This window comes from Pseudomonas sp. Root329, assembly GCF_001424925.1.
Taxonomy (GTDB): Bacteria; Pseudomonadota; Gammaproteobacteria; order Pseudomonadales; family Pseudomonadaceae; genus Aquipseudomonas; species Aquipseudomonas arabinosi.
Genome location: NZ_LMCV01000048.1, coordinates 1 through 13,531, shown reverse-complemented (window position 1 = coordinate 13,531; position 13,531 = coordinate 1). Strand labels below are relative to the sequence as shown.

At 59.4% G+C, this 13,531-nt stretch carries 16 protein-coding genes; 10 read left to right on the top strand and 6 right to left on the bottom strand.

Going from position 1 to position 13,531, the window contains the following annotated elements; translation table 11 throughout:
* Positions 1-134: 134 nt before the first annotated feature.
* The 6 genes from hisB to ASC74_RS26685 all read left to right on the top strand — a co-directional run bounded on the left by hisB (position 135) and on the right by ASC74_RS26685 (position 4,018).
* A complete protein-coding gene (gene hisB, locus ASC74_RS26710; protein WP_003218037.1) occupies positions 135-728 on the top strand; it encodes an imidazoleglycerol-phosphate dehydratase HisB in 594 nt (197 codons plus the stop codon).
* Positions 728-1,366 (top strand): imidazole glycerol phosphate synthase subunit HisH, encoded by a 639-nt coding sequence (gene hisH, locus ASC74_RS26705; protein ID WP_056745485.1) that lies wholly within the window; start codon positions 728-730, stop codon positions 1,364-1,366. Before hisB ends, hisH begins: the two co-directional genes overlap by 1 nt.
* Entirely contained in the window at positions 1,367-1,624 is a 258-nt protein-coding gene (locus ASC74_RS26700) for a DUF2164 domain-containing protein (protein WP_050682512.1), read from the top strand.
* 42 nt (positions 1,625-1,666) lie between these two features.
* Positions 1,667-2,404 (top strand): 1-(5-phosphoribosyl)-5-[(5-phosphoribosylamino)methylideneamino]imidazole-4-carboxamide isomerase, encoded by a 738-nt coding sequence (gene hisA, locus ASC74_RS26695; protein ID WP_033058290.1) that lies wholly within the window; start codon positions 1,667-1,669, stop codon positions 2,402-2,404.
* 9 nt (positions 2,405-2,413) lie between these two features.
* Complete coding sequence (gene hisF / locus ASC74_RS26690; protein WP_007897430.1) at positions 2,414-3,184, top strand: imidazole glycerol phosphate synthase subunit HisF; 771 nt, start codon at positions 2,414-2,416, stop codon at positions 3,182-3,184.
* Positions 3,185-3,262: 78 nt separating this feature from the next.
* A complete protein-coding gene (locus ASC74_RS26685; RefSeq protein ID WP_056745483.1) occupies positions 3,263-4,018 on the top strand; it encodes a substrate-binding periplasmic protein in 756 nt (251 codons plus the stop codon).
* Between the two features lie 3 nt (positions 4,019-4,021).
* On the opposite strand, the gene ASC74_RS26680 is transcribed toward ASC74_RS26685, so the two are convergent.
* From ASC74_RS26680 to gpmI, 5 genes are all read right to left on the bottom strand, one after another.
* Positions 4,022-5,260, bottom strand: a complete 1,239-nt coding sequence (locus tag ASC74_RS26680; RefSeq protein ID WP_056745481.1) for a trypsin-like serine peptidase — start codon at positions 5,258-5,260, stop codon at positions 4,022-4,024.
* A 104-nt stretch (positions 5,261-5,364) separates the two neighbouring features.
* Entirely contained in the window at positions 5,365-6,147 is a 783-nt protein-coding gene (locus ASC74_RS26675) for a divergent polysaccharide deacetylase family protein (RefSeq protein ID WP_056745479.1), read from the bottom strand.
* A gap of 1 nt (position 6,148) precedes the next feature.
* Positions 6,149-7,468, bottom strand: a complete 1,320-nt coding sequence (locus ASC74_RS26670; protein WP_056745477.1) for a S41 family peptidase — start codon at positions 7,466-7,468, stop codon at positions 6,149-6,151.
* A gap of 31 nt (positions 7,469-7,499) precedes the next feature.
* Entirely contained in the window at positions 7,500-8,798 is a 1,299-nt protein-coding gene (locus ASC74_RS26665; RefSeq protein ID WP_056745475.1) for a murein hydrolase activator EnvC family protein, read from the bottom strand.
* Positions 8,799-9,038: 240 nt separating this feature from the next.
* Positions 9,039-10,568, bottom strand: a complete 1,530-nt coding sequence (gpmI, locus tag ASC74_RS26660; protein WP_056745472.1) for a 2,3-bisphosphoglycerate-independent phosphoglycerate mutase — start codon at positions 10,566-10,568, stop codon at positions 9,039-9,041.
* A 153-nt stretch (positions 10,569-10,721) separates the two neighbouring features.
* Here gpmI and ASC74_RS26655 point away from each other — a divergent pair, with 153 nt between their 5' ends.
* The 3 genes from ASC74_RS26655 to secB are packed head-to-tail and all read left to right on the top strand — an operon-like array spanning position 10,722 to position 11,918.
* Positions 10,722-11,135 carry a rhodanese-like domain-containing protein gene (locus ASC74_RS26655; protein ID WP_033058272.1) on the top strand — a complete coding sequence of 138 codons (414 nt, stop codon included), beginning with the start codon at positions 10,722-10,724 and terminating at the stop codon, positions 11,133-11,135.
* A 1-nt stretch (position 11,136) separates the two neighbouring features.
* Entirely contained in the window at positions 11,137-11,391 is a 255-nt protein-coding gene (grxC, locus tag ASC74_RS26650; RefSeq protein ID WP_008149430.1) for a glutaredoxin 3, read from the top strand.
* Between the two features lie 41 nt (positions 11,392-11,432).
* Positions 11,433-11,918 (top strand): protein-export chaperone SecB, encoded by a 486-nt coding sequence (secB, locus tag ASC74_RS26645; protein ID WP_007949026.1) that lies wholly within the window; start codon positions 11,433-11,435, stop codon positions 11,916-11,918.
* 131 nt (positions 11,919-12,049) lie between these two features.
* On the opposite strand, the gene ASC74_RS26640 is transcribed toward secB, so the two are convergent.
* Entirely contained in the window at positions 12,050-12,505 is a 456-nt protein-coding gene (locus ASC74_RS26640) for a tRNA (cytidine(34)-2'-O)-methyltransferase (RefSeq protein ID WP_007949025.1), read from the bottom strand.
* On the opposite strand from ASC74_RS26640, the gene ASC74_RS26635 reads away from it, so the two are divergent.
* On the top strand, positions 12,504-12,944 hold the full coding sequence (locus ASC74_RS26635; protein ID WP_056745470.1) for a hypothetical protein: 441 nt from the start codon (positions 12,504-12,506) through the stop codon (positions 12,942-12,944). The two genes, ASC74_RS26640 and ASC74_RS26635, sit on opposite strands and share 2 nt — an antisense overlap.
* Positions 12,945-13,531 lie beyond the last annotated feature (587 nt).

The following is a 13,531-nucleotide window of genomic DNA, read 5'->3' as shown; positions in this document are numbered from 1 at the left end:
GGCTTGTATGGACATGTCTATCCCCGACAGCGCAGGGTTCAGCCCGTCAGGGATATCACGTATCGTGTTTCTGTTTGGCGCCCGCGCCCCTATAATGGTTGCCTTTTTCGCCCAATGATTTTGCGGAGCTGGTGATGGCCGAACGTAAGGCGTCAGTCGAGCGCGACACTCTGGAAACCCAGATCAAAGCCTCGATCAACCTGGATGGCACCGGAAAGGCCCGATTTGATATCGGTGTTCCTTTTCTTGAGCACATGCTGGACCAGATCGCCCGTCACGGGCTGATCGACCTGGATATTGTCAGCAAGGGCGACCTGCATATCGACGACCACCACACGGTGGAAGACGTCGGTATCACTTTGGGTCAGGCCTTCGCCAAAGCCATCGGCGACAAGAAAGGCATCCGTCGTTACGGCCATGCCTATGTGCCGCTCGATGAAGCGCTGTCGCGCGTGGTGATCGACTTCTCCGGCCGCCCTGGCCTGCAGATGCACGTTCCCTACACCCGTGCCACCGTTGGCGGCTTCGACGTTGACCTGTTCCAGGAATTCTTCCAGGGCTTCGTCAACCACGCGCTCGTCAGCCTGCACATCGACAACCTGCGCGGCACCAACACTCACCACCAGATCGAAACCGTGTTCAAGGCTTTCGGCCGCGCCCTGCGCATGGCGGTAGAGCTGGATGACCGCATGGCCGGTCAGATGCCATCGACCAAAGGCGTTCTGTAATGCAGACGGTCGCGGTTATCGATTACGGCATGGGCAACCTGCACTCGGTGGCCAAGGCCCTCGAGCACGTCGGTGCCGGCAAGGTCTTGATCACCAGCGATGCCGATGTGATTCGCGAAGCCGACCGGGTGGTTTTCCCCGGCGTCGGCGCGATTCGCGACTGCATGGCGGAGATCCGTCGCCTGGGCTTCGATTCGCTGGTGCGCGAAGTCAGCCAGGACCGCCCGTTCCTCGGCATCTGCGTCGGCATGCAAGCCTTGCTCGACACCAGTGAAGAGAACGACGGTGTTGATTGCATCGGCCTGTTTCCGGGCGCGGTGAAGTTCTTCGGCAAAGACCTGCACGAAGATGGCGAACACCTGAAAGTCCCGCACATGGGCTGGAACGAAGTGAAGCAGAAGGTGAGTCACCCGCTGTGGCACGACATTCCGGACCTGGCGCGTTTCTACTTCGTGCACAGCTACTACATCGCTGCCGGCAACCCGCGGCAAGTGGTGGGTGGCGGTCACTACGGTGTCGATTTCGCTGCGGCGCTGGCCGATGGCTCGCGTTTCGCCGTGCAGTTCCACCCGGAGAAGAGCCATACCCATGGCCTGCAATTGCTGCAGAACTTCGCCGCGTGGGATGGTCGCTGGTAAATGGCCGTCAAGAAGAAGCCACCGATCCTGACTCTCACTCCTGAACAGGAGAACGAGGCCAACCAGAAGATCAAACGCTTCATGGAGGATCGCTTCGAGCTGGACCTGGGTTCGTTCGAAGCGGCTGAAATCCTTGAGCTGTTTACCCGTGAAATTGCGCCGCACTATTACAACAGGGCGATTTTCGATGTGCAGACGCACCTCAAAGAGAGGTTCGAAAGCATCGAAAGCGACTTGTGGGCGCTCGAGAAAAACTGATTTTCGAGCGAAGCTGAACAATCGAATTTGAAGGTTTGCCAGATGCTGATTATTCCCGCTATCGATCTTAAAGACGGTGCCTGTGTTCGTCTGCGCCAGGGCCGCATGGAAGATTCCACGGTGTTCTCCGATGACCCGGTGAGCATGGCTGCCAAGTGGGTGGAGGGCGGTTGCCGTCGTCTGCATCTGGTCGACCTGAACGGTGCCTTCGAAGGCCAGCCGGTCAACGGCGAAGTGGTCACCGCCATCGCCAAGCGCTACCCGAACCTGCCGATCCAGATCGGCGGCGGTATCCGTTCCCTGGAAACCATCGAGCACTACGTGAAAGCGGGCGTGAGCTACGTGATCATCGGCACCAAAGCCGTGAAAGATCCGGCCTTCGTCGCCGAAGCCTGCCGCGCGTTCCCGGGCAAAGTGATCGTGGGTCTGGATGCCAAAGACGGTTTTGTCGCCACTGACGGCTGGGCTGAAATCAGCACCATTCAGGTGATCGACCTGGCCAAGCAGTTCGAAGCCGACGGCGTGTCTGCGATCGTTTATACCGACATCGCCAAAGACGGCATGATGCAGGGCTGCAACGTTCCGTTCACCGCTGCGCTGGCCGCCGCGACGAAGATCCCGGTCATCGCTTCCGGTGGCATCCACAACCTCGGTGACATCAAGTCGCTGCTCGACGCGAAAGCGCCAGGCATCATCGGCGCGATCACCGGCCGGGCGATCTACGAAGGCACTCTCGATGTCGCTGAAGCGCAAGCTTTCTGCGATTCGTACAAAGGCTGAGGACTGACCATGGCGCTGGCCAAACGCATCATCCCTTGCCTGGACGTGGATAACGGCCGGGTCGTTAAAGGTGTGAAGTTCGAGAACATCCGTGATGCCGGCGACCCGGTGGAAATCGCCCGTCGTTACGACGAGCAGGGTGCCGACGAGATTACTTTTCTCGACATCACCGCCAGCGTCGATGGCCGCGACACCACGCTGCATACCGTCGAGCGCATGGCCAGCCAGGTGTTCATCCCGCTGACTGTGGGCGGCGGTGTGCGAACCGTGCAGGACATTCGCAACTTGCTGAATGCCGGCGCGGACAAGGTTTCGATCAACACGGCTGCGGTGTTCAACCCGGAATTCGTTGGTGAAGCGGCTCAGCATTTCGGTTCGCAGTGCATCGTCGTTGCCATCGACGCGAAGAAGGTCTCCGGCCCGGGCGAAACCCCGCGCTGGGAAATCTTCACCCACGGTGGTCGCAAGCCAACCGGTCTCGACGCCGTTGAATGGGCGAAGAAAATGGAAGGCCTGGGCGCCGGTGAAATCCTGCTGACCAGCATGGACCAGGACGGCATGAAAAACGGCTTCGACCTGGGCGTTACCCGCGCCATCAGCGATGCGCTGGGTATCCCGGTGATCGCCTCCGGCGGCGTCGGCAATCTGCAGCACTTGGCCGACGGCATCCTCGAAGGCCACGCCAGCGCAGTGTTGGCAGCGAGTATTTTCCACTTCGGCGAATACACCGTGCAGGAAGCCAAGGCCTACATGGCTCATCGCGGCATCGTGATGCGCTAAACAAACCGATACAGGCCAGTGGACATCATGGCGGGCTCAGGGCACTCTTGGGTACGCCATGGATTTCGGTAGCCAGACATGCTTAGACGCCTTCTTCTTGCCCTCGCCAGTGCTTCTCTATTGCTCGTCAATGGGGCACATGCCGCAGCAAATCCCGACACCGGCCTGGTGTTGCTGACTGAAAATTTCCCCCCCTACAACATGGCGAAGAACGGCAAGAACTTCGCTCAGGACGAGAACATCAATGGCATCGCGGTGGATATCGTCCGCGAGATGTTTAAACGCGCCGAAGTCACCTACAGCCTGACGCTGCGTTTCCCTTGGGAGCGAATCTACAAGCTCGCCCTGGAGAAACCCGGTTATGGCGTATTTGTGATGGCACGGTTGCCGGACCGCGAGAACCTGTTCAAGTGGGTTGGCCCGATCGGGCCGGATGACTGGATCATGCTGGCCAAGGCCGATAGCAAGATCAGCCTTGAGTCGCTGGAGCAGGCGCGCAAATACAAGATCGGCGCCTACAAGGGCGATGCGATTGCCGAGACATTGGCCAAGCAAGGATTGAAGCCGATAGTCGTGCTGCGGGATCAGGACAACGCGAAGAAGCTGGTCAATGGCCAGATTGATCTGTGGGCCACGGGTGATCCGGCCGGGCGCTATCTGGCGCGCCAGGACGGTGTGACCGGGCTCAAGACCGTGCTGCGATTTAACAGCGCCGAGTTGTATCTGGCATTGAACAAGGACGTGCCGGATGACGTCGTCGCCAAGCTGCAAGCCGCGCTGGATCAGCTACGCAAGGAAGGCGTGGTGGACGACATCATGGCGAAGTATCTGTAACCATCACTTCGATGCAACCTGAGGCGGAGCGGCCGGCGTCGCGCTCAAGTACACGGCACTTGTAAACACGTTATTCAACATCGCCCTTGTCAGCTGCAGTTCCCCTGAGGCGACGCCGATAATGCACAGTGCATGTGCGCCGCTTTGTGGCCCGATTTCAGTATTGATGTAAGCATCTTCAGCGCTGATGGCGGCGCTGTAATTGTCGGAAGCTTTGCAGTCCCTGGCGTTATGGACCGTTTTGTAGCGATAGAAGGGCGCCTCGAGGGAGAACCTGAAGTCCCACGTAGGCAATACGATCTGCTCATCCACGTTTTGCGTTCTATGAACGTATGACTTGAGCTTCCAGGGCTCCGTGACAGTCAGTTCGACCGGCTCCAACGAACAGTTCGCCCCATCGCTGGTGAAGACACCGTCAATAAAGCAGTTGTGTAGAAAGTTGGCAGAGTAGCTGTAGTTGAAACGGCCAGCCGTGCAGGACGTCGAGTGCTCACAGCCAGGCGGCGCTGGTGTATTGCGCGAGCTCACGACTTTACTGACGATGCCGGTGATTTCATTGGTGCGGCGGTTCAGCATCGGGCTACCGGAGCTGCCAGGGCGAAGGTCGCAGCTGTTTTTCATGGCCAAAGGGAACACCCCAGGGTGGTCGATGAACGTTCCGGCGGTTTGTTCAGTGCAGGCACTCAATCGAAGCCCTTGTTCGGTAAAGCCGCTCGGCGCGCCAATGTTAAGCGCATCATGACTCTCGTTGGTTTGATGGGACGCCAGCTTGAGCGGGTTGACCCCGGCGTGTATCAGCGACGCCAATGTTGCGTCGACCTCCAGTACTGCAAGATCGGTCCCGACCAGACTGCTCCATCGGGCAGTTCGGATGGCGTATTGGCGTTTACGCTGTGGCGTGTCATGAAAGTAGTGGAAGGTGACGCTGGCTTTCAAAGGCAGATGGGTCCGCGCCGAACCGTACTGAAACAACACGCAATGACCGCTGGTGAGCAGGTAGGCAGGGCCGGTGGCTCGGCCTTGGCTGTTTCGCGTATCCAGTAGAACGGCGCCGCAGGTCAAGCCCGATTGGAGATTGAGTCGTCCCACGCCGCTCCAGATTTCATAAAGATGTTCGCTGTTTTGCAGTGCCCTTGACGGTGAGTCGTTGACGGCGCCTTCGCCCAGATCGCGGGCCTGCACTGCGGAAATAGCCAGCAGGCCAATCAGGCCCGCGAAGCAAAAGTAGCTACGGTATTTCATGTCCATTCCTTGGTGATGAAATTCAGGGTGAGCGCTATCGTGGCACGCGGCGGTGTACCGGCAGGTATAAATAGTTATCGCGAAATGGAGTGGGCTGCGAGGAATTATCGGGAGGTCGGGAGGCGGTACTGGCCATCCTTGCCGTGCGCTGCCGTTGCACGATTGCCGCGCACGCTGATCATCTGTTTGATGTCGATCCAGTCAATGCCCTGAGTCTTGAGCTTGGGCAATTCACGTTCAAGCACCGCTAATGTCTGCGGATACGGATGCCCGATCATCACTGCAGAACCCTGCTTGCGCGCCAGGCTGATAGCCGTCTGTAGCTGAGTAAAAATCGCGGCTTCAGTGGGCTCATTATCGAGAAATACATCTCGCGAGACGCTGGCCAGACCAATCTTCTGCGCCTCGGCGGCGGCGACTGTCTGAGCACTGGTACGGCTGTCGACAAAGAACTTGTGCCGGCCCTGCAGCTCGGCCATCAGCCAGGCCATCGCCGGTTGCTGGGCGGTCATGCGGCTGCCCATGTGGTTGTTGATGCCGCTGGTGTAAGGCACGGCTTTGAACGCCGCATCAAGACGCTTTTCCAGTTCTTCGATGGGAATCTCGGGATGCCAGGCAAACGGCCCGGTGGCCGGGTCCATAGGCATGTGCAGGATGACGATCTTTCCGGCGCGATGGGCTTCGCGGGCGAATTCGGTGGCGTGGGGCGTATCGGGCATGATCGCCGTGGTGACCGGGCCGGGCAGGGCCAGCACGCGACGATCCCGGGGCAGGTTCTGCCCCAGGTCATCGATGATCAGAGTGATGTAGGCCTTTTGAGGGGCGGGCGTTGCGTGAGCAACACCCGCCAGACAACATAGCAGACCGAGGAATAACCGCAGGCGCATCTCAGCGGCCGGAGGTGATGCTCAACCCTTTGAGCAGGCTCAGGGCCTGGGCCAATTGATAGTCATCATCCTGCGGCATGGCCTTGGCTTTGCCACTGGAGCTGGTCGGTTTGTCGGCGCCGCCGTTGCCGTTGCCAAGGTGACCTTGCAGGTCGGCTTCCTTGAAGTACTCGCCGTCCTGCTCGTTGGTGATCTTGGCCTTGCGCACTTCGATGTCCGGGACGATGCCCTGAGCCTGGATCGAGCGACCGTTCGGCGTGTAATACAGCGCCGTGGTGATCTTCAGTGCGCGTTCGTTGTTCAGCGGCAGGACGGTTTGTACCGAGCCTTTACCGAAACTGGTGGTGCCCATGACCACCGCGCGTTTCTGATCCTGCAAGGCGCCGGCGACAATTTCCGACGCCGAGGCGCTGCCGCCGTTGATCAGCGCGACCATTGGCACGGCTTCGCTTTCGTCCTTGCCGGTGGCGGAGAAGCGGAGCTCGGAGTTGGCAATACGGCCCTTGGTGTAAACGATCAGGCCCTTGGTAATGAAGTGGTCAACCACTTCCACCGCCGCTTGCAGCACGCCGCCCGGGTTGTTACGCAGGTCGAGGATGATGCCTTTGAGTTTCTTGCCGTTGTCCTTGCGCAGCTTGGCCAGGGCCTTGGAGACTTCGTCGCCGGTCTTGACCTGGAACTGGGTGATGCGGATGTAGCCGTAGCCGGACTCCAGCAGCTGGCTCTTCACGCTCTTCACTTGAATGATGGCGCGGGCCAGGGTCACGTCGAACGGTGTACCGCCGTCGCGCACCAGGGTCAGGGTGATTTTCTGGCCGATCTTGCCGCGCATCTTGTCCACGGCTTCGGTCATGCTCTGGCCGCGGGTCGGCTGGCCGTTGATCTTGACGATGAAGTCGCCGGCCTGAATGCCAGCCTTGGAAGCCGGGGTGTCATCGATCGGCGAAACCACCTTGATGAAACCGTCTTCAGCGCCCACTTCGATGCCCAGGCCGCCGAATTCGCCGCTGGTGCTTTCCTGCAACTCAGCGAAGTCTTCCGGGCCCAGGTAGGCAGAGTGCGGGTCGAGGTTGCTGAGCATGCCCTTGATCGCGTTTTCCAGCAGGGTCTTGTCGTCCACCGGTTCGACATAGGCGGCCTTGATCCGATCCATGACCTCGGCAAAGGTGCGCAACTCTTCCAGAGGCAACGGCGCCTTGGTGGTCGCAGCAGTGCCCGCAGGCGCGACTGCCGGGGCCGGTTGAGCGGCGAACGCCAGAGGCGCGCCAATCACCAGGGCGATCGTCAGGGCCAGCGAGGTAAGGCGGGACAAATGCAGCATGTCGAACGAACTCCTGAAGTAGATGGCGTACTTATCCTTGCGCACGACACCATTGCGCCGGATCACTCGGGTGACCCTGCTGACGAATAGCGAAATACAGCGCTGGTGTGTCCTGCCCGCCACTACTACCCACAGTGGAGATGGACTCACCGGCTTTTACCACGTCACCTGCAGACTTGAGCAGCGTCTGGTTGTGACCATAAAGACTCAAAAAACCGTTGCCGTGGTCGAGAATCACCAGCAGCCCGGCGCCTCGCAACCAGTCGGCGAACACCACGCGACCGCCATGCACGGCGTGCACCTGGCTGCCGGCGGAGGCGCTGATCATCACGCCGTCCCACTTGGTGCGGGCGTCGTCGCCACGGGTTTCGCCAAAGCGTGCCAGCAGTCGACCATCAACGGGCCACGGAAGTTTTCCCCGGCTTGAAGCAAAGGGGCCGCCAAAGGTCTCGCCTGAACTTGAAACCAATGCGCCGGGTGTCGATTTAACGGGTTTGCGTGGGGCATCAGTGGCGTCTGCATCTGCTGCAGCCTGAGCCTCACGTAAACGCTTTTTTTCGGCTTCCTGCTGGGCGATCAGCGCTTTTTGCCGCGCTTCTTCTGCCTCACGGGCCTGACGGGCCAAGGTTTCTTCAATGGTTTTAAGGACTTTAGACAGGTCTGCCTGATCTTGCTCGCGGGCTGCCAGCTTCTGATCGCGAGCCTTCACGTCGTCGCTAAGCTTGGCCAGGACTTGCTGGCGCTCCTTGCGGACTTTGTCGAGTTCGTCACGCTGGCTGTCGAGGCTGCTTTTCTGCACCAGCAATTGCGCCTGTTGCATGGCGATGTCTTTTTCGACATTGGCCAGTTGGCGCAGGGTTTCGTTGAAATTCTTCAGCTGCTCCAGGCGGGCCTGGCTCAGGTAGTCGTAATAGGTGAGGGTGCGGGCGAATTTTTCCGGGTTCTGCTGGTTGAGCAGCAGCTTCAAGTACTCCTGGCGGCCGTTTTGATAGGCCGCGCGGGCCTGAATGGCGATCAGTCGCTGCTGTTCAATGCGCGCGCTCTGGAGTTTTTTTTTCTCGGCATCGAGTCGCTGCAGCTCGGATTCGCTTTTCTTCAGCTCTTTTTGCAGGGCATCGACCTGCTTCTCGAGCTTGCCCATCTCGGTTTCGGTGCCTTTGAGGTCTTTTTGCACACCCGACTTTTCTTCCTGGAGCTTGCCCAGCAGCTTTTTCAGCTCGGCAATGTCCTGACGCGTGGCGTCCAACTGTTGTTGGGTTTGCGCGCGCTCGTCAGCAAAGGCCGGTTGGAGCAGGCAAGTCAGAGCAAGGGCTATCAGGACGCGAAGCATAGAGGCGGGCGACACCAGGGAAAGGGACAGCCTAGTATGCCCGCCAAGCGCTGCAAAAAAAACGCCCAATTGGGGCTGTGTGATAACTGGAGTAGGTTCGGGGGTGAAAACACCGCAAAACCAATGTGGGAGCGGGCTTGCTCGCGAATGCGGTGCGTCAGTCGACACCAACGTTGACTGACGCACCGCATTCGCGAGCAAGCCCGCTCCCACAGGGTTTAGTGGTGTCTGAGAGACCGATTACACCAGAATCGACATTCCGGTCATTTCCGCCGGTTTTTCCAGGCCCATCAACATCAGCATGGTCGGTGCCACATCCGCCAGCACGCCGCCGTCGCGAACCTTGAAGTCGCGCTTGCCGACATAGATGAACGGCACCGGTTCGGTGGTGTGCGCGGTATGCGCCTGGCCAGTGGTCTCGTCGGACATCTGCTCGACATTGCCGTGATCGGCAGTGATCAGCGCTTCGCCGCCGACTTTTTCCAGCGCATCGACGATGCGGCCGACGCACAGGTCCAAGCATTCTACGGCTTTCACCGCTGCATCAAACACACCGCTGTGGCCGACCATGTCGCCGTTGGCGTAGTTGACCACGATCACGTCGTAACGCTGGTTTTCGATGGCATCGACGATGCGGTCGGTGACTTCCGGGGCGCTCATCTCGGGCTGCAAGTCATAAGTGGCGACTTTTGGCGACGGGATCAGGATGCGTTCTTCGCCCGGGAACGGTTCTTCACGGCCTCCGGAGAAGAAGAAGGTCACGTGGGCATACTTCTCGGTTTCGGCGATGCGCAGCTGGGTCTTGCCGTTTTTCGCCAGGTAGTCGCCCAGCACGTTGTCCAGGCTGCCCGCGGCGAAGGCCGATGGCGCGGGAATGCTGGCGGCGTACTGGGTCAGCATGACGAAGCCGGCCAGCTTCGGCTGACGGGCACGTTCGAATTCCTTGAAATCGTCTTCGACGAATACGCGGGTCAGTTCTCGGGCGCGGTCGGCGCGGAAGTTCATGAACACCACGGCGTCGCCGTCTTCGACTTTTACCGGCTCGCCGATGGAGGTGGCTTTGACGAATTCGTCGCTCTCGCCGCGTTCATACGCGGCTTGCAGGCCTTCCTGTGCAGTGGCGGCGTTGAATTCGCCGTTGCCATCGACAATCAGGTTGTAAGCCTGGGACACGCGGTCCCAACGGTTGTCGCGGTCCATGGCGAAGTAACGGCCGACAATGCTGGCGATCCGGCCTTTGCCGAGGGCCTGGAAGGCCGCATCCAGCAGTTCGATGGACGATTGAGCGCTTTTCGGCGGCGTGTCGCGACCATCAAGGAAGGCGTGCAGATAGATTTTTTCAGCGCCGCGCTTGAAAGCCAGTTCAGCCATGGCAACCAGGTGATCCTGATGGCTGTGAACGCCGCCATCGGACAGCAGGCCCATGAAGTGCACGGCTTTGCCGGCAGCGACGGCTTTATCGACAGCGGCGCAGATGGTCGGGTTCTCGAAGAACTCGCCGTCGCGGATCGATTTGGTCACGCGGGTGAAGTCCTGATACACCACGCGGCCGGCGCCGAGGTTCATGTGGCCGACTTCGGAGTTACCCATCTGGCCATCCGGCAGGCCGACGTCCATGCCGCTGCCCGAGATCAGGCTGTTCGGCACGGTGGCCCACAGACGGTCCAGCACGGGCTTCTTCGCCGCAAAGACGGCGTTGGATTCAGGGCTCTCACTGTGACCGAAGCCGTCGAGAATAATCAGGACCAAAGGTTTAGGCGTGGTAGTCATGGATTCCACTCGTGGCTGAGTTAAAAGAGGGCGATGGAAAAGGGAGTGGCAGTTTAAAGCTAAGTTCCGACGGCGTCACCGCCGGACGGGGTTTGGCCCACCATAGTGGCTGTGTATACTGGCCGACATTTTAACGCCCTGGAACCTCCTTCGATGGTTGAACATCTGATTCAATTCGCCACCAACCACTACATTCTCGTGGGTATCTTCGTCGTACTGGCGGCCTTGCTGTTGGCCTATCAGATGCAAGGCGGCGGCCGCAGCCTGAGCACCGGTGAACTGACCGGGCTGGTCAACAAGGACGCGGGCGTTGTGATCGACATTCGTTCGACCAAGGATTTCGCCGCCGGTCACATCGTTGGCGCGGTGAACATTCCTCACGACAAACTGACCGCTCGCGTCGGCGAACTGGAAAAGCACAAGGCCAAGACCATCATCCTGGTCGACGCCATGGGCCAGACTGCTGGCACTCATGCCCGCGAACTGATGAAGTCCGGCTTCACCGCCGCCAAGCTCTCCGGCGGTATTTCCAGCTGGAAAGGCGACAACCTGCCGCTGGTGAAGTGATATGAGCAACGTCGTCGTCTATTCCAGCGATTACTGCCCTTACTGTTCGCGAGCCAAGTACCTGCTCGAGAACAAAGGCGTGGCCTTCGAAGAGATCAAGGTCGATGGCAAGCCGCAGGTGCGTGCCGCCATGGCTCAGAAGGCCGGACGTACGTCCGTGCCGCAGATCTGGATCGGCAGCACCCACGTGGGTGGTTGTGATGATTTGTTCGCCCTTGAGCGCGCCGGCAAGCTCGACGCGATGCTCAAGGCCTGAATGCCTTCCCTATAAGACCCCAAGATCAGAAAGGATCTGAGATGACTGACCAACAGAACACTGCAGCTAGCGAAGAAGAAACCGCACCGCAATTCTCCTTGCAGCGCATCTATGTACGTGACTTGTCCTTCGAAGCCCCGAAAAGCCCGGCCATTTTCCGCCAGCAGTGGGAACCGAGCGTCGGTCTGGATCTGAACACCCGTCAAAAGGCCCTGGAAGGCGACTTCCACGAAGTCGTACTGACCCTGTCCGTCACCGTGAAGAACGGCGACGAAGTGGCGTTCATTGCTGAAGTGCAACAGGCCGGGATCTTCCTGATCAAGAACCTCGACGACGCTTCGATGAGCCACACCCTCGGCGCGTTCTGCCCGAACATCCTGTTCCCGTACGCTCGCGAAACCCTGGACAGCCTGGTCACCCGTGGTTCGTTCCCGGCGCTGATGCTGGCCCCGGTGAACTTCGACGCGCTGTACGCACAAGAGCTGCAACGCATGCAGGCGGCTGGCGAGACTCCAACCGTTCAATAAGCGGTCTGTGCGTCAAAGCAAGTCCAATGTGGGAGCGGGCTTGCTCGCGAAAGCGGTGTAACAGACAACGATGATGTTGAATGTTATGACCCCTTCGCGAGCAGGCTCGCTCCCACATTTGTTATGCGGGGTTACTTGAAGCCCAGCTGGCGCCAGCCTTCGTACACGGCAACCGCCACGGTGTTCGACAGGTTCAGGCTGCGGCAGCCTTCACGCATCGGCAGGCGCAGGCGCTGTTCGCCGGGCAGGGCATCGAGTACTTCGGCCGGCAAACCACGGCTTTCCGGGCCGAACAGGAACGCATCGCCCTCGGCGAAGCTGGCATCGTGGAACGGCCGCGAGCCCTTGGTGGTGAAGGCGAACAGCCGAGGATGACCGAGGCTTTCCAGACAGCTGGCGAGGTCTGCGTGGCGTTGCAGGGTGGCATACTCGTGGTAATCGAGGCCGGCCCGGCGCAGACGCTTGTCGTCCATCTCGAAGCCCAGCGGTTCGATCAAATGCAGGTGGCAGCCACTGTTGGCGCACAGCCTGATAACGTTGCCGGTATTCGGCGGAATTTCTGGTTGGAAAAGGATGACGTGAAACATGCACGGCTCCGAAGGTAAAGATGAGCGGCATTCTACGCCTGAAGCAGACCCGCGTTCGAAGCTATTCCCGCGAGTGATGGCTTCACTGGCGATTGTCGGGGTGATGGTGGGGCTGATGATCGGTCGCCTGACCACGCCCGACCCCAGTGAATTGCAGCAGGTCGAGGTGACGAACGACGGGTTGGTGGTGTGGTTCAACAACGAACCCAAGGCTCACGGCGAGTTCGTCGACGGTAGCCTCGCGCTGCTGTTCGAGGCTGAAGGCAAGGCGCAGAAAGGTCAGCTCAAAATCAACGACAAGAGCGTGAACTGGCGGGTGCGTTTGAGTGATGGAGGGTTGTTGCTGACGGTGGTGGCGGCCCGGCCACTGCAGGGTGAGTGGACCGGTAGTGAGGTCGATGACCGCTGGCGGCTGGAGATCCATCTCCGAGAGCAATAAAAGAGGGAATCCCCGGCCTGCCTGTACCAAGGTTCCCAAAACGGCAGGGCTCGCGCATTGCGTCGTGAGCCCGGTGTAAAGAAGGAACCCCTGACCTGCCTGTATCAAGGGCCCCAAAACTGCTTGGGCTCGTCGCTTGTGCGGTGTGAGCCCGATGTAAAGAGGGGAATCCCCGGCCTGCCTGTACCAAGGTCCCCGAAACCGGGTAGTGAACTGAATCACTGAATGGACTATTGCAGGGGGCGTGCCAGGTTTTAACAAGTTGAAACAGAAAGCCGCTGAGCAGCGCTGAAAGCCCCGTAATTCGGGGCTTTTGTGTTTTTTCGATAGGGGTTCGATTGCGAACGCAGGCGGGATTTCGGATCTGTTGCCGTGCGCGATTGCGGTTCACGGTGCATTGCGGCGGTGCACTGAGCCCTAAATGTGGGAGCGGGCTTGCTCGCGAAAGCAGTATGTCATTCAACATCGATGTTGAATGTGATGACGCCTTCGCGAGCAAGCCCGCTCCCACATCTATGGTTACCCCCTTTTCTGCAATACTGTTTTTGATGCGTGTTTGGCTTGCTTTCATCTATCCGGCGTCTGAG